19 protein-coding genes and 1 pseudogene are annotated in these 23,971 nt (G+C 45.1%); 3 read left to right on the top strand and 17 right to left on the bottom strand.

All coding sequences use genetic code 11. The features are described from left to right. The first annotated feature begins 352 nt into the window (after nucleotides 1-352). Complete coding sequence (locus DCMF_RS24225) at nucleotides 353-1,732, top strand: MFS transporter (protein ID WP_214658866.1); 1,380 nt, start codon at nucleotides 353-355, stop codon at nucleotides 1,730-1,732. A gap of 71 nt (nucleotides 1,733-1,803) precedes the next feature. Here DCMF_RS24225 and DCMF_RS24220 read toward each other — a convergent pair whose 3' ends face one another. From DCMF_RS24220 to DCMF_RS29395, 14 genes and pseudogenes are all read right to left on the bottom strand, one after another. Then, nucleotides 1,804-2,778 carry a DUF3231 family protein gene (locus DCMF_RS24220; protein ID WP_148136808.1) on the bottom strand — a complete coding sequence of 325 codons (975 nt, stop codon included), beginning with the start codon at nucleotides 2,776-2,778 and terminating at the stop codon, nucleotides 1,804-1,806. Nucleotides 2,779-2,795: 17 nt separating this feature from the next. Next, entirely contained in the window at nucleotides 2,796-3,776 is a 981-nt protein-coding gene (locus DCMF_RS24215) for a DUF3231 family protein (RefSeq protein ID WP_148136807.1), read from the bottom strand. A gap of 221 nt (nucleotides 3,777-3,997) precedes the next feature. Beyond that, on the bottom strand, nucleotides 3,998-5,569 hold the full coding sequence (locus DCMF_RS24210) for a BCCT family transporter (RefSeq protein WP_148136806.1): 1,572 nt from the start codon (nucleotides 5,567-5,569) through the stop codon (nucleotides 3,998-4,000). A gap of 16 nt (nucleotides 5,570-5,585) precedes the next feature. Continuing rightward, the gene (locus DCMF_RS24205; RefSeq protein WP_148136805.1) at nucleotides 5,586-7,010 is read right to left on the bottom strand and encodes a trimethylamine methyltransferase family protein; all 1,425 of its coding nucleotides are present in this window, start codon (nucleotides 7,008-7,010) and stop codon (nucleotides 5,586-5,588) included. 62 nt (nucleotides 7,011-7,072) lie between these two features. Beyond that, nucleotides 7,073-8,551, bottom strand: a pseudogene (mttB, locus tag DCMF_RS24195) ([trimethylamine--corrinoid protein] Co-methyltransferase). Nucleotides 8,552-8,596: 45 nt separating this feature from the next. Beyond that, nucleotides 8,597-10,192 (bottom strand): L-carnitine/gamma-butyrobetaine antiporter, encoded by a 1,596-nt coding sequence (gene caiT / locus DCMF_RS24190; protein ID WP_148136802.1) that lies wholly within the window; start codon nucleotides 10,190-10,192, stop codon nucleotides 8,597-8,599. A 396-nt stretch (nucleotides 10,193-10,588) separates the two neighbouring features. Continuing rightward, nucleotides 10,589-11,983: a sigma-54 interaction domain-containing protein gene (locus DCMF_RS24185; RefSeq protein WP_148136801.1), complete on the bottom strand. Its 1,395-nt coding sequence runs from the start codon at nucleotides 11,981-11,983 to the stop codon at nucleotides 10,589-10,591. 155 nt (nucleotides 11,984-12,138) lie between these two features. Continuing rightward, entirely contained in the window at nucleotides 12,139-12,909 is a 771-nt protein-coding gene (locus tag DCMF_RS24180; protein WP_148136800.1) for an epoxyqueuosine reductase, read from the bottom strand. Between the two features lie 100 nt (nucleotides 12,910-13,009). After that, on the bottom strand, nucleotides 13,010-13,735 hold the full coding sequence (locus tag DCMF_RS24175) for an AraC family transcriptional regulator (RefSeq protein ID WP_148136799.1): 726 nt from the start codon (nucleotides 13,733-13,735) through the stop codon (nucleotides 13,010-13,012). 199 nt (nucleotides 13,736-13,934) lie between these two features. Then, nucleotides 13,935-15,488, bottom strand: a complete 1,554-nt coding sequence (locus DCMF_RS24170) for an ABC transporter ATP-binding protein (protein ID WP_214658864.1) — start codon at nucleotides 15,486-15,488, stop codon at nucleotides 13,935-13,937. Between the two features lie 18 nt (nucleotides 15,489-15,506). Further along, nucleotides 15,507-16,265, bottom strand: a complete 759-nt coding sequence (locus tag DCMF_RS24165) for an energy-coupling factor transporter transmembrane component T family protein (protein WP_148136797.1) — start codon at nucleotides 16,263-16,265, stop codon at nucleotides 15,507-15,509. Further along, nucleotides 16,222-16,803, bottom strand: coding sequence for a CD3073 family putative ECF transporter S component (locus tag DCMF_RS24160; protein ID WP_148136796.1), 582 nt, complete (start codon nucleotides 16,801-16,803; stop codon nucleotides 16,222-16,224). Before DCMF_RS24160 ends, DCMF_RS24165 begins: the two co-directional genes overlap by 44 nt. Before the next feature lie 163 nt (nucleotides 16,804-16,966). Then, nucleotides 16,967-17,671, bottom strand: a complete 705-nt coding sequence (locus DCMF_RS24155) for a hypothetical protein (protein WP_148136795.1) — start codon at nucleotides 17,669-17,671, stop codon at nucleotides 16,967-16,969. A 43-nt stretch (nucleotides 17,672-17,714) separates the two neighbouring features. Further along, nucleotides 17,715-17,882 carry a hypothetical protein gene (locus tag DCMF_RS29395; RefSeq protein WP_214658862.1) on the bottom strand — a complete coding sequence of 56 codons (168 nt, stop codon included), beginning with the start codon at nucleotides 17,880-17,882 and terminating at the stop codon, nucleotides 17,715-17,717. A gap of 423 nt (nucleotides 17,883-18,305) precedes the next feature. Between DCMF_RS29395 and DCMF_RS24150 the strand changes: the two genes are divergently transcribed. After that, nucleotides 18,306-19,733, top strand: a complete 1,428-nt coding sequence (locus tag DCMF_RS24150; RefSeq protein ID WP_148136794.1) for an acetate--CoA ligase family protein — start codon at nucleotides 18,306-18,308, stop codon at nucleotides 19,731-19,733. Nucleotides 19,734-19,766: 33 nt separating this feature from the next. Beyond that, the gene (locus tag DCMF_RS24145) at nucleotides 19,767-20,486 is read left to right on the top strand and encodes an acetate--CoA ligase family protein (protein ID WP_148136793.1); all 720 of its coding nucleotides are present in this window, start codon (nucleotides 19,767-19,769) and stop codon (nucleotides 20,484-20,486) included. Here DCMF_RS24145 and DCMF_RS24140 read toward each other — a convergent pair. The 3 genes from DCMF_RS24140 to DCMF_RS24130 form a co-directional block, all read right to left on the bottom strand. Beyond that, nucleotides 20,395-21,429 carry an MBL fold metallo-hydrolase gene (locus tag DCMF_RS24140; RefSeq protein WP_148136792.1) on the bottom strand — a complete coding sequence of 345 codons (1,035 nt, stop codon included), beginning with the start codon at nucleotides 21,427-21,429 and terminating at the stop codon, nucleotides 20,395-20,397. The genes DCMF_RS24145 and DCMF_RS24140 overlap by 92 nt on opposite strands. A 117-nt stretch (nucleotides 21,430-21,546) precedes the next feature. Next, nucleotides 21,547-23,013 carry an MDR family MFS transporter gene (locus DCMF_RS24135; RefSeq protein ID WP_148136791.1) on the bottom strand — a complete coding sequence of 489 codons (1,467 nt, stop codon included), beginning with the start codon at nucleotides 23,011-23,013 and terminating at the stop codon, nucleotides 21,547-21,549. Nucleotides 23,014-23,069: 56 nt separating this feature from the next. Further along, nucleotides 23,070-23,921 carry an EamA family transporter gene (locus DCMF_RS24130; protein WP_148136790.1) on the bottom strand — a complete coding sequence of 284 codons (852 nt, stop codon included), beginning with the start codon at nucleotides 23,919-23,921 and terminating at the stop codon, nucleotides 23,070-23,072. Nucleotides 23,922-23,971: the final 50 nt, after the last annotated feature.

Genomic DNA, 23,971 nt, shown 5'->3' with positions numbered 1-23,971 from the left:
AAAGTACCCAGGGGAGAAATCTTCTTAGTATAAAGGCCTTCTGCTTTTGTACGGCTTCTAGCCCATAATTTATGGAAAGCAACGATAAATCTGATTTTTATAGCCCCCTCCCGATACACCCTCTTATTCAACATATCCTTATTATATATAAGGTTTAGCAAAATTCAATGTTTAAGCCAGGCGTTTCGGCGGTCTTTCTATGCCATGCATAACCGAAATGATTTTGATAAGAATATTCATATGCCGGATTGAAAAAGTGAATGGAGAAGAATCCGGTATCAAATAATAAGGAAAAATTGGTGGAGCAGGATAAATGCCTATGCACGTCACAAAATTACAAAGGTGGCTAATTTTGTTCAATGTTTCCGTATCCACATTTATGGCAACACTGGATGGAAGCATTGTGAACATTGCCCTTCCCATTATTTCCCAGGAGCTGAATGTTACGATTAGTGCCATTCAGTGGGTAGTTACTTCTTATCTTCTTACCATTTCCGTCCTTCTGCTTGTTTGGGGAAAGCTGTCGGACATATATGGAAAGAAAAACATTTTCGCATTTGGATTTATCATTTTCACTGTTGGTTCCGCACTTTGCGGAATATCCGATCATCTTCAATTGCTCGTTTTCTCCCGGGTGCTTCAGGCTGTCGGCGCCTCAGCAATGATGGCGCTGAGCCAAGGCATTGTCACCAGGGTTTTCCCCCCTGGAGAGAGAGGAAAGGCCTTAGGTATTACAGGTACTACCGTTGCCATTGGGAGTCTGGTGGGACCCAGCCTGGGAGGAATACTGGTCCACATGGTAGGTTGGCAATCGATATTTTTTATTAACGTTCCCATTGGCCTTGTGGGCACAGTACTGACTTTTGCCATTATTCCCGAGCTGCATGACGCCCCGGAAAATAGAGGATTTGATATCAAAGGCACTTTCTTGTTTAGTGCGGCAATATTACTCCTTTTTCTCGGGCTTCTTTTCCTTCAGGAAAGAAAGGTGTCCGTCCCTCTGTTTATTTCTCTGCTTTTATTATCCGCTACCGCATTGATCTTATTTTTCATTCTTGAGGAAAGAATCAGCAACCCCTTAATCAATTTAAATCTTTTTCATATTCATGAATTTTCTTTCGGCCTGGGCTCAGCCTTTTTATCCTTTGTCGCCATCAGTGCCACCCTTCTTTTTATGCCTTTTTACCTGCAGTATGTATTAAAGCTAGACCCTTTGTCCGCCGGGCTGATCATATCCTTTTACCCTGTTACGGCGGCTGTGGTGGCCCCTTTTAGCGGGTGGCTGTCGGATAAGGTTACTTACCGGCCTCTTACCGTCACCGGGTTGGCGATCAACACCATCGTATTATTTGGGCTTGCCACGTTAAACAGCTCCTCTTCCCATATCACAATCATTCTCCTCATGGCCCTGTTGGGGGGAGGCGTATCCATTTTCCAGTCACCCAATAACAGCAGCGTCATGGGCGCGGTGCCTAAAGATCAGCTTGGTGTCGCCGGGGGAATGAATGCGCTTTTCAGAAACCTGGGCATGGTTTCCGGTACTACTTTATCCGTGCTTATTTTCTCCCTCACAACCAAAATGGATATCAATTTGCTTTCCCAGCGTGGTATCCTGGCCGTTACCGATACATTTTTAAAAGGCTATCAATTAGTCCTGATCTTTGCCGCATTGTCCTGTCTTTTCTCCGTTGCCTTAAGCTTTACCAGATTTGTACGAACAAGGCCGGTCTAATATCCTGACAAAACAACGAAGAAGATAAAGACGAATCAACTGGGAGCGGACTTTTCCGGCCAACAGTATCTTTATTCACCGGCCTGATAACCTGGCACCAAATTAGCCCAACCTCTTCCTTTTCCATATAAAGACATCTTCACCATCAAGTTTATTTCACCTAACGCTAAGTCGATAAAAAACTCACGCAGCTTATCATTGACAACGATTTCTTGTACCGCCGAACCGTGAAGGGCCAAAGCATCCTGCATGCCGCGCAGAATGGTGTTAAAAATAAAGCGGTCCTCAAAATATTCCTTCTTTTCCGGTTTTGGAACCGTATCCGGGTACGCTTTTGGTAAAGCAATGCCAAAATATAAAAGCCTATCTTCGAGAAGCTTTACTTCTTTTTGCAATATCCGGACTCCGGCCTTTAAAACCAGCGCAAAATCGGGGTCTTGGGCATATGCCGCAAAGAGTTCCGTAAGACGGATATTGTTATAACGGAAAAGGAGATGATCAGTCAAAAGATGAATCTCATTGACACCGACCTTTTCCGTGACATTGGGTGGGGTATTTCGATATTCAGGGGGAGTAAAGATCCAGTTTTTCTTCTTCAAATATTTGATAAAAGCATCTACCCGATACATGGCTTTTTGGGCCAGATTGATCATTTTTTGCTGAACCTCATCATTGATAGGCACATATTTTAAACTCAACAAGATCATATTCACGTCCAGCCGCATAAACCGGTACAGAACCTCTCCAATTTCCTGATCACGCATGACTTCCTGATCACTTTTTATGGTTTGGCCCGGCAGGAATGGGTCGGGACCATTGATGCCAAACGCGTCCGCTAATTTAGTCAGTTGCTTAATCTCTTTTTGATATTCCTCATTGATATCTTTGCATACTTTCAGAAAGTCTTGATCATGGATATAATTTTCAAGCGCATTTAAGTGTTCTACCGAGACATTTCTATCAATGAGAGAACGCCAGATGATATATGCCGACTCAGAACTTATTTTGCAGCTCGTGGTTGACCCCAAATTCACACCGAATACCATGCTATTTCCCCCTCTGATTATTCCGACTCTAAAGACTTATATTTGGGCGTTACATTTACCCAGCCCTTTACTTTCCCGAAGCCGGCCATCTGCAGCAGCAAATCCAACTCTAAAAAAACTAATTTGGTAAAAAAGTTGCGCAGCTCATCATTTACGATTACCTCTTGTACAGCCGATCCCCGTATGGCAATAGAATCTTGTATACCCCGCAAAACAGTATTAAACATGAATCTATCTTCATAAATTTCCTTAGATTCAACTTTTGGATTGGTTTTTGAGTAGGCTTTAGGGAAAGGAATGCCGTAATACATCAGCTTATCCTCTAAATTTTGGATGTCCTTTTCTTGTACTTTAATACTCGTGTTCAGGAGGGCAGTGAAATCAGGATCTTCTGAAAACTCTGCATAGATTTGGATTTGGCGCAATCCATTATACCGATAAACCAAATAGTCCCACAGAAGATAAACTTCATTGATCGCGATCATTTCCCTTTTGTTGGACGGAAGGCCCGGATACATGGGAGGAAGAAGGAGCCAGTTTTTTACTTTTAAATACTTTATGAAGGTATTAATGCGATTAATCGCTTCCTTGGCAAAACCAATGATCTTTTGTTGTACTGCATCATTGGTGGCAACATTTCTAATATTTAAGAGAAGTAAATTCACGTCCAGCCGCATAAACCGGTAAATCACCTGGGCCATCTCCTGGTCGGCCATGGCTTCAGTATTGCTTTTGATGTTCAAGTCCCGTGAATTAGGATCTGGACCACTTATGGAATACTCGTTCAGGAGTTTGGTAATTTCCGTCTTTTCCTTTTGATAATCATAAATGATTTTCTGTACATAAATACTGAAGTCCTTATCATGGATATAATTTTTTAACACATTAAGATGACCTACCGACGTATTCCGGTCTACCTGCAAGCGCCACAAAACATATGCTCCCTCAACACTTAATCCGGCATTTTTGGCTGTGTTGGATTTATGACCGAGTATCATACCATTCCTCCCGCTTATGACTTAGCAAATAGCATTTCCCTTTTCTGCACTTGATATTCGAGTTGGAGCACATGAAGCGCTTGCTGCCAACCCGTATACCGGGTGTGCTCAATAAAAAAATCAGGTTAAGCTTTACCAGATTTATGTGGACAGGGCCTATTTAATAGAAAAAACTGAAGTCCTAATTGACTTCAGTTTTTTTTGACAGAAGATGAGATTTTTTATTTAGTCTCTTCATGAAGATATTTTGTCGTAACTAATTGTGTCCCATAACCGAAATCTTCCCTAAGCCATTTTACGATGGATACAGCCAATATAATCATTAAGAAAAGCACCGGTATCACTGTGATTACGGTGGATAGCTTCACCACGTTCATGGCGTTTACAATAAGCAATCCCACTGTGGCAAAAAAGACGATTGCCGCCCAAAAAACACGGGCCCATCTTGGCGGTTCTACTCCATCCCGAACCTCATAACAAGACATATTGGCAATGGTATAGGATGCCGCATCGATCCCGGTAGCCTGAGAAACCGCCATGACGAAAATAAAGAAGGGTATAATGATTGCTTTTAAAGGAAGCGTGTTTAAAAAATAGGATATCACTGCAGGTCCTCCCTGGTCTTGCAAGATCTTGGTTAATTGAACACCTTTATTCATCACCAGGTCCACCTGGTAACCCCCAAAAATTAGGAAAATAAGCATACAACCTGCTGTTGCAGAAAAAACCATGTTCAGAATAAGTCCCCTGATGGTGCGTCCCTTGGATATCCTGGCAGCAAAAAGACCGATGTATATGGCCCAGGCAATCCACCATGCCCAGTAAAAAACTGTCCAATCCTGAGGAAAACCCGATTTTGTAATGGGGTCGGTGTAAAAACTCATGCGCACAAAATTCTGTACCAGCACCCCAAAGTTGTCGCAGAACAAGGAAAGCATGAACATGGTAGGACCAGCCAGCAATACAAACCCCAGGATGATAAAAGTTAAATACATATTATAGTCTGCCAGTTTGGCAATTCCTCCATATAAGCCTCGATAACAACTATAGCCGTACAAACAAGAAAAGAGTATGGCTACAATGATTTTAAATCCCATGGTGTCCTGAATGCCAAGGTATTCCGCGGACAGTCTGGAAAGCATGGGAATAATAAAGCCAAGGGAGGTCGCCGTTCCTCCAACAATTCCCACAATTACCGAAGCGTCAATTAGCTTGCCTACCCACCCGTCGGCAACCTTTCCTAAAACATCCCGGCAGGCATAACTGGCATAGAGATAGGGTTTTCTCCTCACATAATACATGTAGGCAAACGCTACAGCAGGAATCCCATAGGTTCCCCAGGCGCTAAAACCCCAGTGGAAAATGCCGTAAGCCAGGGAAAACTGGGCTGCTTGCGGGGACAAAGGTTCCAGCCAAAAGGGAGGATAAGCCAGATACCAAAGGGGCTCAATCAAAGACCAGTAAACAAGACCGGCGCCGCAGCCGCCGCAAAACATCATCGAGATCCAGGTAAAGGTGGAGAACTCCGATTTGTCGTCAGGCCCTCCTAATTTTACATTGCCATACCGCCCAAAAGCCAGCCATAATAAAAACACAAACCCGCCAAAAACAACGAATTCCCAAACCCAATCGGTGCTATGGGTAACAATAAAAAATAATTGGGTAAATGGTTTTTCTACCTGTTTTTGAAAAATCACCATCGGTCCATAAAAAGCAATACAAGCAGCAACGGAGACCCAGAACGTGAGATGGTTTATTTTCGCATATTTATGGGGAGATTTTTTTATTTCCATTATACCCCTCCTTTGGTCACTCCTCTATTAACTGATGAATATAACGCATTAGTTCTTGATCTAATGCTGCATCGATCAGAGATGGGGGAGCATGATGCAATATTTCTTTCAGCTTTCTATTTGCTGCTATAACGATTTCCTCACCTCCCGCCTTGGCCCAATTATCATATGGTTCCCAATTGGAGATGGTGGGCGCCCATCGTTCTCTAAAATGCTCGTAGGTACTTTGATGGGTTAAATAGGTTCCTGTAGGGCCGATTTCCTGTATCACATCTACTGCCAAGGCATTATCTGAGTTATCGATTCCCCCGGCGACACATTTGACCCGCCTGATGATTTCCTCATCGATGATAAATTTCTCGTAAGATGTCGTCATCAGTGCATCCAGAACCCCCAGGCACTGTACCAAAATATGGGCTCCTCCCAGCATCCCCATCATCACACTTTGCATGGTTTCAAATCCGGACTGGCTGTCTATGGTTTTCGCCTCGGTAATCCCACACATGGTCCGCACCGGTAAATGATAAAAATCCTGTCCCATTTGGAGATTGGGAATGTTGATGAGCATTGCCTCCGGAGTGCCGGCACAATAACTGGCCCTTTTCATAAAGGCCGTCGTTGATGCCGTCGAGTATACCACAGGATTTCCCGGGTTGATCAGTTGCACCAATACGATGCCTGCTAAGATTTCGGCATTCTGTTGGACCACGGTACCCAGTAAACTGATGGGCCCTGAGACACCCGCCATGATGGCGGGAGCTATCACAATGGGCTGTTTGTTTTCGGCATAAACAAGCATCGTCTCCAGGGCATCCTCGGAGTAGGCCAGGGGGGATAAGGGGTTTACCACCACCCCAAGATAGTGCTTGTCTTGAAGACATCCTTTTTTGCCGATCGCTATTTCCATCATGTCTAACATTTCCTGGGCTTGTTTTCGATAAACGGTGTGCCCGATTAAAGGTTTGTCGGCGTGTTTGATCATCGCATGCATGATACGCAAATGCTTTTCCTGCTGGTTCACATCACTAGGATTAACCGGAATATGACCGGCCAGGTTCACGACATCACTTGCCTGACAAAGTTTTTGAATGTTACAGTAATCCTCTAATAAGGCTAACCGGCGTCCCCGGTCCAAATCCTGAATATATACCGGACCGGCATTCGGTTGAATCAGGCATTCTTCACCTACCACTACGGCATGCTTCTCATTTCTTGCCATCCAGGAAAAAGTTCTGGGGCAGGTTTCTAACGCCTGCTCTATGCGTGTCCGGTCCAGATAAACAGTTTTATTCATCACCTTCGCGCCGTGCTTTCGGAAAACCGCCAATGCTTCCTCGGAATGAAAAACCACACCCGTTTCCCCAAGTATCTTCACAGTTGCCTCATGAATTCTCGGATAATCCTGCTCGGAAATCACATGAAGTCTAGGCTTTAAAGTCATCGTCAACCCTCCACGTCAAAATGCGGGTAAGCTGATGTTCCGTCAGCTTACCCCATTATTCATTAATTTTGCTTTATCCCATAATGCTCGTTCGCTTCTTCCATAATTCTCCCTATCGCAGAATCCACGCCCGATGGCAAAGGATCCGGTTGATGATTTTTTAGAATATACCGGGCCTCTTCATAGGCCCTTTCCACCATCTCCTTGCTCCCCTTTGCCAGCCAATTGGCCCGTATCGTCCGATCCGCAATCTTACTTTGTGAATGTTCGTTTCGAAAATGACGAAAGGTGTGTTCATGACTCATGAATTCACCCGCGGCTCCTACCTGCTTGATCACATCCACAGCCAAGCTCTCGTCATCCACCGTAATTCCTCGTACAATTCTGCGCACCATTCTGATTAACTCACAGTCCATCACAATCTGGGCAAAATCATATGTTAACCCACCTTCAAGCATCCCTATGCCTAAAACCAGGTTAACCCCCATCATGGAGGATGTCAATAAACTAAGGGCCTTTTCCTGAGCGGCCTGGGCGTCCGGAACCTTGCTGTCTGACTACCCGCCGGCCCCAAAACTGGGAATTTTATAATACTGGGCTAAATTGGCCATCGCGGCACTGAGCATGCCTAATTCCGGCGCGCCCACCGGTGCGGTGGCAAGGCGCATATCCATAATGGTACTAACGGCGCCAAAGGTGACGGGCGACCCTTTTCGCGTGAGCTGGTTCAGCACGATCCCCCCCAGCACTTCTGCGCCCTGGGTAACCAGGGTACCGGCCAGAGTGACCGGACTGCTTGCCCCGGCCATGGCCATAGAGACAATGTTTACCGGCAATCCATACCGGGCGGCTTCAATCACTACATCCGACATTTCAGGCAGCAACTGCAGCGGGCTGGTGGGACAAACCGTGGCACTGTAAATAGGGCGCTCCTGCAATGCCTCCATGCCCCCTTGAATAGCCGCTGCCATTTCAACAACTTTTTTGTAATTATAGCCACTGTTGGGACCGATAAAGCAATGCTTGGATGTATGGGAGAAAATAGCATCGGCATTATGAATGGATTGAATCGGTCCCGGGTATTCATCCGCCCCCATCCCCCTATTGCAAATCTCCATTTCCTCCATGGCATCGCAAATCAAAGCCGCATTTCCCACATCCTCTTTCGTGCTTTTTCTATACGCTAAGGTAAAAGGGTCATAAAGATAAATGGCCTCTCCGAAGTTAAAAAAGGCCGAGCTTTTTCCTCCTACTACCAAGTCGTTTTTGGGGTTTCTCCCCGCCAGCAGGAATGTGCTGGGGGCTGAACAGATGGCATCTTCCACTACATCGGCAGGAATTTTAACAATATTTGTCTTAGGATTGACCTTGCACCCGCCGCCTTCAAAAATGGCCTGAGCCTCCCGACTGTCCACCTTCAGCCCGGAATCCTGTAAAACCTCCAATATGGCACAGTGAACGGCATATAATTCATCTGCCGTCAAAGCATTTAAACTAAAACCGCTGATATGGCTTATGCCTACTTGGAAATTGCGCTTCACTTTGATACCTCCCCAATTGGTAATGATAACTTGCCCGCCTATTTGTTATGCCTGAACTTTTTCCTGATCAACGGTTAGGGCACTCTGCCGTTCCAACTGGGGATTCCTGCCTATCTGTTCACTTCCCCATTCCCGGCGCAGATCTTTCATCATAGTAAGGATGATCGTGGTCGTGACAAACAGCATGGGTACTGAAGCGGCAACGGTCATGGTTTGCACTGCCTTTAACTGCCCAATATTGACTAAGGCCAGAGTTAAACAGCACAACGCCACCGACCAAAATACTCTGCTCCATTTCGGCGGTTCCTCTTCTCCGGTTAATTCCTTGGTTGATACCATGGATATGGTATAGACAGCTCCGTTTACCAGAGTCCAGTTCGATATATACGCCAGGATAAAGAAAACAACTAAAGTAATACCGGCAAATGGCATGGTACTCCAAATTTTCACTACCGCCTCATGGGAACTTATTTGACCCAAGGCCGTTAATTGTTCCGGGGTGAACACGCCTTTATTCACAATATCCAACAGATAGTTGGCAAAAACGGCGAAGAAGATCCAGCTCCCCCCCATACAGCCTATTAAAACCCCCGTCACTAACTCCCGAACCGTTCTGCCTTTAGAAATTCTCCCGTAATACAATCCTGCGGGCAGGCACAGGCAGATAATCCAGGCCCAGTAAAAGATGGTCCAGTTCTGGGGAAATCCCCCCTTGGCATGGGGATCCAGGTTAAAACTCATCATCACAAAATTTTGCGCCAAATGCCCGACTGAATCCGTAAAACTATTCAAGATGAAGCTGGTCGGACCAAAGAACAAGAGCAGCAAAAGTACTGCAAAGCCCAGGTAAACTCTGATATCGCTCAATATTTTAATGCCTTTATTTACACCGGTATAAACTGTGGCAGCTACAACAAAAATCCAGGAAAAAATAATGATGCTATCCAGCCGGATATTATGCTCAAAACCAAATACCTTGGAGAACAGCTCTCCGATAACCGGAGCCAAAATACCCGTAGATGTTGAGATGCCGCCGATCAGACCAATCAGGAAAATGATATCAATCACTCTGCCCAGCCACCCCTTCGCCAAACGGGTGCCCAGCAACGACTCACAAGCAGAACTTGGTCTGACTACATTCTGCTTCTGGACGAAAAACATAAAGGCAAAGGCTACCGCAAAGACTGCGTAGATGCCCCAGCACAAGGGTCCCCAGTGAAACAAGGGATAACTAAGGGCCCACCGGGCAGCTTCCGGAGAGAAAGGCTGGGCCCCCATGGCGGGGAACTGAAGATCCCAAAAGGTCTCCATCGTGGCCCAGAACATCACCCCAAGGCTGGTTCCGGCCGTAAACATCATGCCCCACCAGGTCAAGGTGCTAAATTCCGGCGGTCCTTCCCCCAGCTTTTTATGGGCATAGGGTCCGCATACAAAGTAGAGAAATAATAAAAAGGCAAGCACATAATACCATTGGAAAACCCAGCCTAAGGTATTTGTGACAAAATAATATACTTTTTGGAGAACCGCCCCTGCCTTTTCAGCATCGTTCACCGCCCAAAGACAAAAAGCCGCTAAAAGTATTAACGGTGGATAAAACAAAATAGCTTCAACTTTTCTTTTCTGTTTTTCTTCCATACTCATTTACTCCTCCCCTTTCTGTACTGTCTGCCCATTGCATGTTAAATCCGTAACACCTCCTTGCCGGAAAAGCAATTATTTCTCTTACTCAGATTTAGGAATTAGCAATAAATATGCCAAAGACAAAAGGAGAGGATGGTAGCTTACAATCATTCGTTCTGATCTAATATTTCTCCAAATTAATACGTCATTGTTTTAAAAGCAATACGTTTCCGTATTGCTTTAGATATTTCTGTGACATCGCGAATCTCCCTAAGTGGAATTAAAACCGGGGTTGCTTATGAGCGGGAAATTCTTTTCGTTTACGGTGCAGCTTTCATAACCATAAAACGGTTAAATCCAATACGCCGGCGTTTTACCCGGGGCATTTAGGTATAAAAAAACCGGAAAGATTTTTATCTAACCGGCTTCCACAATGTATTTACATATTAATCGATAGGCTCTCGGCTGCGTGATGTTTAAGGCTTTAGCTAACTTGTAGGAACTCTTGTGTTGTTTATATGTTTCAATGACTAATTTTTGGATCAAGTCTTCTACAACTTCATCCAAAGAAACAAATTCTTTATTTAGAACCTGGTCGTAAGTTTGATAGACATATCCCGGCAAATCATCAATGTTAATTTTTTCTCCCTGTACCGTTAAAACCAGGCGTTCCGTCAGATGCTCCAGTTCCCGCACATTGCCCGGCCAATGATACTTGGTGAGCACATCCATACACTTATTGCTGAAGGTACAGTATTTATGATATCGTTTGTTAAACTGATCCAAGAAATGTTTAATAAATAAATGAATATCCTCTTGCCTTTCCCGGAGGGGAGGAATTTTTAATTCGATCACATTTAACCGGTAATAGAGGTCCTCTCTAAATTCCCCTTTCTTAACCAACTGGGTTAAGTCCCGATTGGTCGCGGCAATGATTCGACTATTGATTTTTTTGTGCACCTTCCCGCCGATCGGCATAAACTGCTTTTCCTGAATGAATTCCAAAATTTTTGCTTGCAGGGTAATGGGGATTTCGGCAATTTCATCTAAAAATATCGTTCCCTCGTTCGTAAGCTCGATCAGGCCCACTTTATCACTATTTGCCCCTGTAAAAGCGCCCCGGCGATAGCCAAACAATTCCGATTCCAATAAGTGCGCCGGTATAGCAGCACAGTTGATAGACAAAAAAGGCCCGGGCCGGCCGCTAATTTTATGAACATATTTTGCCATGACATTTTTTCCGGTACCCGATTCACCTAAAATGAGCAAGGTAGAGTCCGATGCAGCCACCTTTTGGGCAAGCTCCAGGCATTGCCGCATGGACTTACTGTTCACAAACATACTTTCGTAAACAACCTGTTTTTTTCTGAGCTCTTCCACCTCTGTCTGGAATTTCTGCACCATCCGCTTTGTTTTTTCCAAATCGTGTTTCAGCCTTTCGATCTGGCTGATATCGCGGCTGTTAGCGACGATGTATTTAATATTGCCTTTCGTATCAAAAATTGGCTTCACCGTAACGACCAGTTTTACCCCCAGGTTTGTCTCCTGTTCTAAGGTAACGGTTTTCTTTTCCTTAAATACAAGAGGAGCGATTACAGGTCGATAATATCCCTGGGCGCCCAAATCATTAACCGTCCTACCGATAATTTCCGATGGGCTAAGGCCATAATTTCTTTCACAGGCCTCATTAACATAAACCACTACTCCTTTGGCATTTACCACCATCACTTCATCATAGCAATTCTCTAAAATGTTTTTATAATCATCAGGGGTAAAATCCAGGCACCAGTTATCAGGATTAATTTGCATCATGCTGCCTCCCTTTATCATCTCATATCCCGGTTAACACTGCCTATTTCCACCATGGTATCCCATTGTCCTGCACATTTACCAAATAAAAAGCCGGACAAAGTTTCTTTTTACTTCACCGGCGTTTAACAACTCAATTATTCAATTAATAGGACGGCTTACAGGGACCGCTCCTTGCTCTTGTCAAATAGAATGGCACACGGGCCCACCACACATTTCCCGCACACATCACAAAGCCCCCCTAAATCAGAAAACCTTTTACTAACTTCCAGTAAATGAGCATAACACTTATGCCGGTCAAACCCGTCAACCTTGAGAGCTTGTGTGGGACAGTTATTAATGCAAAACCCGCACTGTCCGTTGATAAAATAAGTACACAGCTCCTCTTGGGGACGCGGGTCCGGTGCAATTTTCTCTGAAATAACGACACTCCCGTACCGGCCGGCGCATCCCACCGGTGTGATCAGCATCCGGTTCAGGCCAAATCTGCCCAATCCGGCAATGTACGCCGCGCTTCGATGAGACCAGCCCGCTTGGAGGGTTTTTTCATCAAAGGTGTGGGTTGCTTTAATGGTACCCCCTTCAATCCCTTTACCGGCCAGATGCTCAATCAATTTTTTCGAAATATCATTGATTAAGGCATTTGCCACCAGATAGATATTCGCCCATTCCGGAGAAACCTCAGGAGACTTCCTATTTTCCAAGACAATTCTTTTGGAAAAAGGAACAAAGAAGGCCACCACTGTCTTAGCAGATTCCAGGATGTCTTTCGGGTGAACATGTTCCGGTCCTACGATTTCGGCCAGTTTGGAAAACAAAGGATCGTCTGCGGAAGCAAAGCCCACCAGAGGTTCTCTGAATAATTCCTCTTTTCCCGAGCCAAGAACCTCATTTTTTATCACCGACACAATTTCATTTCTTAGGTCCACCTTTAACTACCTCCTCAATTTAAAATATAACCCGGGAAACTTCTCTATATCTATGATACAAAAATCTCCTCCATGTTTTTTCCCGTAATTAAGTTTTCTTTTAGCAAATCTTCATGTTTTTCTGTCTGAATTCTTCCGGAGTGATATTTTCCATTTCCTTAAACGCCCTGGTCAAAGAAGAATGATGGGCATAGCCCACTTCCCAGGCAATTTGCATAATATTTAAATTGGTGCCCAATAGTAATTCTTTTGCCTGTTCAATTCTTACTTTCTTCAGGTATTCCAAAGGAGTACAGCACATGATCCGTTTAAACCATTCGCAGTAATAATTGACATGGTAATGCTCGATCTGGGCCAGCTTCTCTAATTTAATATCCTGGTTATAGTGTCTTTGCATATAAATTACAGAATCCGGCAGGTCCTCTGGGGTGAGAAACTTTTGAAAATACCGGAGCAGCATGGTCACATCCGAATCCGGATCATTTTCCTGATCCAGTTCGTTCATTAATAGCAACCGGATCGCTTTCCATTTTTCGTCCATCTCATAGTTTTTACCACCGGAAAATTTCGCCAATTCGCTGCCGGGAAGCATAATTTGAGGAATATCTAAAACCAGGAACCGGTTGCATCGGTTTGCCCAAAAAGTATGATCGCACCCTACGGGCAATAAGAATAGCTGGGAATCGTTTAGCTTCAGGTCTTTGTGTTCGGTTTCTATATTCAACACACCCTGGAGGGGCAAAATTAATTGGATGAAGGCATGTTGATGGGTATTTTTTGTTTCGGTATAAGTGCGGTATTCACAAACAATTTTGCGCTCTGACAAATTCCTTTCCCCCCAGTTGTCATCCTATTGGGAATTGCTCAGTCTTCTGTAAAGGCATGTTAATCTTGCTTAATTATACGTTAATTATACTATAAACTATATGATATTATAATATGGTAAAACAACAGACCCCAAACTTGGGTCTGTAAGATAAAACTATATTTTCCAGGCAAGCTCCACCGCAAAACCTGTGCGCTATTCAATACTCTCCTTGTACATCAGAATTGCTTTCATGGAGGTCCATTACAAAAGGGTGCCGGGACAACTTTGCTTTTTCCATTCGTACATGGTCAAGCAAAATATCTTCCGTATTTCCGATACCGGCCAATCGGCCGGCAACGATTAAAGCTATCCGGTCTGCATAGAGCCAGGCTAAAGCAGGGTCATGAGTAACAATAATCACCGCACCCCGGCTTGGTCTTTGCTGCAATATCCTGTCCATTATTTCCCGGACATGTTTGTGATCCAAGGACTTGCTTGGTTCATCCAGAATAATCAGATCCGGATGGGTCACCAGCACGGAAGCCAAGGCGATCAGTTGCCGTTGGGAACGGATCAGTTCATGGGGATGCTTTTCACATAAATCAAGCAAACCCAATTCCTCTAAAACTTTTTTTGCCTCGCTGAGGGCCTGTTCCCATGTCATTCCTCTTACCTTAAGATTCCACGCCACTTCTTTATCAACCCGTTCGTTGAATATCTGGTCATCGGGATTTTGAAAAAGCATGCCCACTTTTTGGGCCAGCTTCCAGCTGGGCAAAGCGGAGGCATCTTCCCCAAAAATAAAAGTTTTTCCCTTCTGTGCCCGAAGCAGGCCAAGGCAATGCTTCAATAATGTGGATTTCCCTGCCCCATTGGGGCCCATGATGGCGATGACCTCACCAGGTTTGATGGCAAAATCGATCTCTTCCACGCCCCCTCCGTCCTGGAACAGATGGGTCACTTTTTCAAATTTTACGACCGGGGATAATGTCCCGGCATCTCTCTCTTCCAATAATTGTTCCCCGCAGCTGGATTCGCGGGCTACCTTCAGGTTTGGAGCAGAAAGATGGCGGGCTGGGTTATCGTCAAAAATGTTGCCGGCTGCTGAGATATTACGGACGGAAGAGCCATTGTCTAAAAACACAATTTTGCCCGCATATTTCCGGGCAAAATCTCCTTGCTTTCCCGTAACGATTACCGTTTTACCCTCCCGCGCCATTTTCTGCAAAATGGTCAGAACCTCATGGGCAGCATCCGGATCCAATTGTTCCACCGGCTCATCCAATAATAAAACAGGTGATTTGGTCACTAAAGCCGTTGCGATAGCAACTTTCTGCCTTTCACCCCCGGACAGAGTAGACATACTGCGGTGAAGCAAGCGACTTATGCCCAATGACTTTGATGCAGCGTATACCGAATCAGATACTTCTTCCTGGGAAGCACCCTGATTGACAAGGGGATAGGCAATTTCCTGAAACACTTCTTCGAACAGATAGGTGTCGGAATCCTGAAGGGCCATGCCAGGGCGCTCCTGCTGAATACCGTTTTCTCCCATCCTGATATGATCTACCAAAATATCTCCGCTCAACTCACCTGTAACCAAATGGGGAATGATGCCCGCCATGCACAACAAAAGGGTGGACTTCCCGCTGGCATTTCCCCCAATAATAAAAAGAAGCTCACCCGGTTGAGCTTCCAAATCAATCCCTTTCAGAGCCTTGACAGAAGAATCATGGTATCTAAAGCTCAGATTATTTACGATAATCGTCAAATTATCCACCTTACGTTTCTATAGATGAATGGAAAAATATAAGTTCATGAAGAAATAGAAAAAACCAAAACCCATCAGATACCAATCTTGCCGGATCAGGCTGGATCTTTCCTGTCTCACGCGCCCGTCATATCCCCGCAAATACAAAAGCTGAGCCATGGTATGGGCCCGAATAATTGACTTGACAATCACCGGAACGATCACAGCAACAAAAGCAAAAAACCGGTCCCTCATCCTGTCCCGACGCAATCCCCGGGCAGACTGCACTTCTAAAGTAGTGGCCATTTGACGCTGCATCACAGGAATAATCGACAAAGAAAGTCCCAGGATCATGCCCAAATCAGAATTAATCCTGCCGAACCACCGCACTAATACCGTAACCTCGGTGGTAAGCAGCAGCAAATTCCCGGCAATCACAATGCCCAGCAAACGCAGGGCTGTTTTTAACCCATAATGAAACCCTTCCAGGCCAATAAAATAAATAAAATGATCATTATGGGGATTAAAAAAAGCATGGATGGCAACGATCGCTAAGCAGAGAAAGATAAAATGCTTCACTCTTCCTGCCATAGGCCGAAGCACTCCGCATAAACATGAAAGCATCGTAAGCACGAAAAGGTTAATAAACAACTGCCTCCAGTCATGCATCAAAAATAAAGAGATTATTATTAAGGATAAAACGAGAATTTTACTGCCCGCACCGATCCCCGGCGCATTACAGGCGCTCGGAAAACTAGGCAGTAATTTTTTCTGTTCTTTTGGCACCTGGTACAGCATATCCCTTCATTGCCACCGGCAGCTTACGGACAATCGCCATAATCAAATACGCACTGATTAACTTGTCTACAAGATTAGCCGGTACGCGCGCTAGAAAAGCGCTGGCAAAAATTTCGTTTCCTGCCTTCAACAATACGGTATAAATCAGGTCTACTCCTCCCCCGGTCACTCCGCCAAACAAATAAACCGCAATAGGAGTGCCGATGATAGGAGCTAATACCGACAGGATCAACCCGGCGATCAGGGGAGTAACATAATCCTCAAATCCCCGTTTTAACGCCAGAAAGCCTACGACTAAACCAATCACCGCATTCACAAGGCCAAAGGGGATATTGATGGGATCAGTGAACAGGCCTTGCAATAGGTTACTCAACAAACCGGTCAGGGCACCAAGCCATGGTCCCAGAATCACCGCGGTCAACATGGTGCCGATGCTGTCCAAGAAAATAGGCAGCTTCAGTGTCTGGGCCAACAGTCCGCCCACAATATTTACGCCAATTCCTACCGGTATTAAAGTTACAAAGAGACGTTTATTCATGGTCAACCTCCTTTTCTTTCTTACTGACTTACGGAAATTCATCTGTCAAAACAAGTCTACAGGCCTGATAAATTCACCTCCCCTGTATCATCATCGCTGCCCTCTGCCCTCATGCCAGGAATCCTGCACGAAAATTACTATGAATAAGAAGCATCCTGCCTGGCTAGAGTTCAAGGCAACAGGTTTTGTCCTGTATTAACCGGATTTCTTTGCGTATTGCTTCCAAATCACCGGGTGAAAACAAACCCTCAATCACAAAAGGTACATTTATCTCCTTCACTCTATCCAGCAAAGGTTCCTGATTGCTTTCTCTAATCGGAATCCGTCCCAAATCATTGATAAAACCGCTGACATGGATTTCCTTGATATCATCGCGGTGTTCCTCAATAATCTGATCCAAATAGTCCCCAAATCTGGTCGCCCGGTTAATATCTAACACACAATCAAATGGATAGTTCTTGAGCACGTGCTGAAAAAGGGGCCATGAACCATTTCGCAGCGCATTTTCCAGATAAACAGGAAAGTCTCTTTTCTCTACCCAGTCAAAGTCAGAGATAGTATCAAAATGGATCACAAAGGCCTCGACTTGTAATTTTTCGTTGATTAGTTGCACATAATCCATAATTTTCCTGCTTGTGGCATTATTTCCGTAGCTTACGCCGCACCAGGGCATATGGATGGTAATGTGCTTAAACTCAGCCAATTGAATTAGCGGGGATGGGAAAGAAACAAAGTCCTTCAACATTTTAACCGAGCTGAAAGCTACTTCCACCCTGTCACAGCCCAGCTCTTTACAGATAGTAAGCTTCCCCGCCGGCCCAATGTCCCAAAGGCAAAAAGAGGCAGTAGAAACGGCAACTTGTTGCACAAACATCACCCCATTTTAGCTGAATGCCTGAACCTACCTCACCCTAAGCCTCCCCGCGAAAAAAATTTTGTATATTTATGATAGAAATGGTTGGATCAGCCTCATCAATTGCCACAAAGGGAATATCCAGTCCCTTGCTTTCCAAAAGCTTTTTTAATTCTCTTTTGGTTCCAGGATTTATTTCTATAGGCTTTCTCCAAACTGTTTTCATTTTATCATGGCAATCTTTTATAAGGGAAATTCAATAATTTTATTGTCACCCATCACCCTATAGAAATTTCTAATATCCGGCAGGGTCTTTGCCCATTGCTTTTCCAACAAAAAAGCCTGAGAATAAACGCTCAAGCCCTATAAAATGAAATTCAAACGATCTTTCAAGAAGTCTTTATTTGTTGAGATAGAATTTGCATTTTTCCTTTCTGCACCCATGGGGATGACGCACCGCATAGTTACACCGAGTTCTTAAAAATTGTAAAAATTTGTCCACTTGATCTGAGCAAGGGATAAAATGGCTCAAGCTGCTGAGTGCGGTGGTATAATTGGGATACCAAAGATGATCATACCATATTGTCAATAATAAGGGGTAAAAAGGATCGGCATGAAATATGGGGTGAGAAAGGAATGAGGGAGGAAAATGGATCACAAGCAGTCTTTGGACGCCCTGTTCAAAGCGAAATCCATCGCAATTTTGGGCGCATCGTCAAAGGCCGGCAAACTTGGGCATCGAGTTGTGGAGAATGCCAAAGCCATGGATTTTTCCGGAGAAATATATCCGGTCAATCCCGGATCAAAAGAAATCCTTGGCCTAAAATGCTACAAAAGTCTGGAAGAAATATCCGGAAAAGTGGATATCGCGGTCATGGTGCTCAATGCCGAAGAATGTATTAAGGCTGCTGAGGAAATTGCCCGGCGCAGAGACAGAATAGGAGATATTAACGGGGTTGTGGTAATCTCCAGCGGTTTCAGTGAAATGGGCGATGAAACTGGCCGGTCAAGGGAAAAAGCCTTGCTTGCCCCCCTGCTGGAACGCGGCATCCGGGTGATTGGTCCCAACTGCTTAGGGATCATTGACACCTACCATGGCGTGAATACCACCTTTGAAATAGGCAACTGCCCAAAGGGCGGGGTATCCATCGTCAGCCAGAGCGGCGCCTTCGCTCAATCCTGTCTCCGGTCGACCGAGGCGCTGGGTACGATCGGCATAAACAAATTTGTGGCCATGGGAAACATGAAAGATGTGGATGTCAGTGAACTGATCGAATATCTGGGCGATGACGCAAGAACCAATGTCATTGCCCTCTACCTGGAAGGAACCAAAGACGCCCGTAAGTTAATGACAACTGCTGCAGAAGTAACGAAGAGAAAACCCATCGTTTCCATGAAACCCGGAAAAACCGAACTGGGCTCCCGGGCCGCACAAAGCCATACCGGTTCTATTGCCGGTAGCTTCGCTATGTACAAGGGGGCCTTTCGCCAGGCCGGAATCGTGCAAACCTTTGATGTGCCCGAATTTTACCATACCATCGCCGCAATGGATAAAACCCCTCTGCCCAAAGGAAACCGGGTGTGTGTGCTGACCGTAGTGGGGGGACCGGGAACCATCTGTATCGACGAACTGATGTCCTCCGGGGTTGCGGAGCTGGCTAAACTTTCCCCGGAAACAAAAACCGGACTAAAAAAAATTCTGGCCCCAACCGCCAATATCGGGCTCCTGGACGGCTACATCGATATGACCGGATCGGTGAATGAAGAAATCCATCACGAAGTATTTAAGATCCTCATCGCAGATCCCCAGATTGACGCCATCATATTTATTACCCCACCGCCCACCTTTCTGGATGCAGAATTGCTGGCAAACAAAATTGTATCGGCATATCAGTCCTTCCCTGAAGCGGAAAGGAAAACCTTGCTTTCCGTATTTGTCAATGGTTTTTCTGCTGCTGACTGCAGAAAAATTCTGGAAAAAAACAGTATGCCCACGCTGGAATACCCCGACACGGCAGCAAAAGTGATGACAAACATGATTCGGTACAGCCAGTACCGGTCTAAGAACAGCAAATAAAAAAAGTGATCAGATTATAGGAGGCAGGGAGAGATGGATTACCGGGAAGTAATTAAGAAAGCATGTGCGGAAGGCCGGCAGCTGATACCGGAATATGAAGCCTACACGGTTTGTGCATCCTTTGGTATCCCCTATCCGGAAACCCGGTTTGTGCGGAGCCGGCGCGAAGCGGAAAAAGCCGGAGAAGAACTGGGTTATCCCCTGGTCATCAAAATCGTATCTCCTGAGATCGTGCATAAATCAGACGTGGGGGGAGTTATTGTCGGCATTAGAGATCAGGAAGAATTGCGGACAGGTTATGACAAACTGACGGCCCATGTAACAGAAAAATTGGGGATTGTCCCCATCGATGGGGTTTTAGTGCAAAAGGAAATGGCAAAAGGGGTGGAAGTGGTCGTCGGAGGAATCCGGAACGAAGAATTTGGTCCCGTAGTCATGTTTGGTTCCGGCGGGATCTTGATTGAAGTTTTTAAAGATGTTTCCTTCCGCATGGTACCGATGGAAAAAGAAGAAGCCCTGAGACAAATGGAAGAAACCCAAGCCTACAAAATATTAAACGGCGTGCGGGGAGCAAAAGCCTGCAACCTGGACGCACTTGCCGACCTCATTGTCAATGCCGGGAAACTGCTCTCTGAAATACCCGAGATAGATGAGCTGGACTTCAATCCTGTGCTTGCTTATCCGGATGGCTGTGTGGTCGTGGACGCCCGGATGGTACTGAGTAAAACACTACGCCATGGCACATTTCTTTAACCAGAATATCTCTGAATACCAAGTGCGTAAGATGGGACAACGCTTCCCCTGTGGCAAATATTTTTTGTTCCGGCGGGAACTCCGTCCATGATTTAGCCCTTATGTCCCACTTCATTTTACTTGCGACTTCCACCCCGTTCATTTTTTCCTTCCCTAAGATCTCTAAAATGTTGCCCAGCCTGTTTTGGTGATGCATCTTTAGTTCTTCTATACGCTGATGACAATCCCTTAAAATCATCCGATGCCCCGGCAGGGCTACTTCAATCTCTAGTGCAGCAATTTTATCTAAATTTCTCAGGTAAGCTCCCAGGTAGTCGTAGGTAATGGCCCATGGGGCATCCCAAATGGTATTATTGGGAGTAGTTTTTCCCAAAATATGGTCGCCGGAAAATAGGAGTCTATGTTTGGGCTCATACAGGCACATATGGTCCGGAGCATGTCCAGTCGTATCAATGCACCGGAAGGAAAAGTCTCCGACTTCGATTTCATCGCCGTCTTTGATGACATTCACCTTGGGAATTTTATCACTCGCATACTTGTAGCCAGGGTGCAGAGAAAGATCTATCGAAAACCCTTCATCATAAAGCCCGCTTTGTTGAATATAATCCTGATAATACCCTAGCAAACTGCTGTTCCCATCGGTTAATGCTTGCGCGCAATAATTGCCGCAATAGACGTTTGTGGCAGGGGTAGCTAAGTGACCGGCCAATCCGGAATGATCCGCATGGATATGGGTAATAAAAAGATCCGTATTCTCCATGGAAAATTCGATTTCTTGAATTCCTTTTTTCATGGCGTCCAGACACTCGGAACGATTAAATCCCGTATCGATCAATAGATTCCTTCCCTTGCCCCGGATAAAATAAGCATTGGTCGCTTTAAGCGGGCTGTTGGGGAGGGGAATTTCTATTTTGTATATGTTGTGGTATACCTTTTCAATCATATGCGCTAATAGCTCCTTTCTACATTTCCACCTTAGTCTATATCAAGACCTCATTCTCCTCAGAGAAATTCGGCTTTCTCCAAACACTGCTATCATCCCCACTCATCTTTCCCGAAATTACTCGTCTGCGTTGGGAAGTCTTTTTTTCAAGCCGCTCCGTAAGGCAAAGGAAAAGAACCAGGAAAGAATAGAAAGTCCAATAATCGCAAGGAACACGTGATGAAGGGAAAAATTCAACGATTCCTTTACCTTGTCTAAATCCAGTCCTGCAGCTAGATTCGCCTTTGCGTAAAGACTGTCAGGGTTAACGCCCTTGATTCCTATATGATTAAAATATTGTACAATCTTTAAATTAAGAAGGGTGCCCAAAATACTTACGCCAATAGTTTGTCCTAATGTCCGGACGAGAGAGTTAAAAGCGGTAGCCGCCCCCCGTTGATGATATCCTACCGATTCCTGAATCACGATGGTTAAAGTAGTGAAGCTGCCTCCAAATCCAATCCCCATGACAAAAACACAAATCACCACCAAAAAGAGAGAAGACTTCATGCCCAAAGCCAATAACAAAAAACAACTGCCGAGCAGAATAAAGGTGGAAAAAATCGTGACTACTCTTTCCCCCAAACGGGGTATCGCCTTGGCAAGAAAAACGGAGGCCAGCAGCCAGGAAAGGGACATGGGCGCCATCGCCAGCCCTGATAAAGTGGCCTTGAATCCTAAAACATTCTGAATATAGATGGGCAAATAAACATCCGCTCCCATTAAAACAGCAGCAACCAAAAAACTGATCACATTAACAGCTGTGTTGTCCCTGGTAAGTATTTCAAGAGGAATGACCGGCTCCTCGGCTTTCCTTTCAATCAAATACAAAGCCCCGACCAGAACAGCAGCAGAGATAAAAGAGGTATAGGTAAACCACGGATTCTGTTCCTGGCTGTTTCCCACCCGGAGCACACCGATTAATAAAGCCATAATGGCTAAAGACAACACCAGAATGCCTGCATAATCCATCTGATGTTTTTTTCTCGCGAAACGCTCAACAAGGTTTCTTTTTAATAGAAGCACAGACAATATTCCAAAAGGCAGGTTGATAAAAAATACCCAGTGCCAGGAAAGATAGTCAATTAAAAACCCGCCCAGGAAGGGGCCGGCAAGGCTCGCGATACCCCAGACCGTCCCCAGCCACCCCTGTACCTTAGCCCGTTCCGCAAGTGAAAAGATATCCCCGACAATCGTATAGGTAACTGTAAAGATGGCCCCGGCCCCCAGTCCCTGAAGGGCACGGAATAGGATCAGGTGCACCATATTTCCGGACAACCCGCACAGCGTACTCCCCACAATAAAAATAATAATTCCCACGGAGAGGGTATTTTTTCTGCCGTATAAATCAGCCAGTTTTCCGTATACAGGCGTGGAAACAGCCGAAGTCAAGAGATAGACGGAAAAAACCCAGCTGATCAATTGGAAGCCGTGCAGTTCCCGGACAATCGTAGGCATTGCGGTGGTTACCACAGTCCCTTCTACGGCCCCCAAAAACATGGCCACCATGATGGCAGCAACAATGTTCCGTTTTTTTATCTCCACCTGCCCACTTCCTTATATATTAGCACTTGTCATTAACAGAAGACACTATCTATATTTTATATATTAAGAAATACTAAAGCAACACACACCAAGATCATACTCAAGCACTGGAGACGCGAAAGCTTTTCCTTAAATAATAAGCTGCTGATTAGGCTAACCAGTAATATTACGCTCACACTGTAAATAGGAAATACCAGATAAGCGGGGAGCCGCATAATCGCCCACAGTAAAAACATGGTAGTCAACTGATTGGGCACGCCAATCAGCACCCCAAAAAGCACATCCCTTTGATGGACCCTTTTGTCCTGAACCAACCAGACCACCATGCTTAAAATCAATGAAACCAAAAAGGTATAAAACAAAAACAGACCGTCAAACCGGGGATTACCAAAGTGTTCAAATATCTTGGAGTTAAAATCCCCCATGCCGCCGATCAACAAAACTAGCATCAGTAAAAGCCTGAACCCGGGCTTTGGTGCCTCCCCTGCCCTGCTCTTTTCAGGCCAATAAAATAGCACAATCGCTGATAACGCAATGATGATCCCCATTATTTGCACCAGAGAGGGGTTTTCCGCAAAAAATACCACCGAACCGGCGGTAGGTAAAAGAATGCCCAACTTCGCAAAGGTGGCGGACATGGGCACCCCGTTATGACGGATACTTACTTGGTAAATTAACAACCAAGTGACAAATAAAGCCCCGTTCCAAACCCCCAAAAACAGGGCAAACCGGTGATCACCGGCCAGGCTGAAGGCCTTGGCGCCACCAATAAAAAAATAGCTCATCATTACGGTAATCATATAATTAAACATCGTCACCGCATAACGATTATGCAAATTTCTTTCCGAAAACCGGATTATGATCGTTTCCGCACAATTGCTCAGAATGGCCAAAATCAAAAAAATCATCGTCAATCACCTTACCGATCCCATAAAAAATGAGGACTTCTCTATTTATA

Source organism: Candidatus Formimonas warabiya, assembly GCF_002777255.1.
Classification (GTDB): Bacteria; Bacillota; Dehalobacteriia; order Dehalobacteriales; family Dehalobacteriaceae; genus Formimonas; species Formimonas warabiya.
This window is presented reverse-complemented; position numbering and strand designations above follow the sequence as displayed.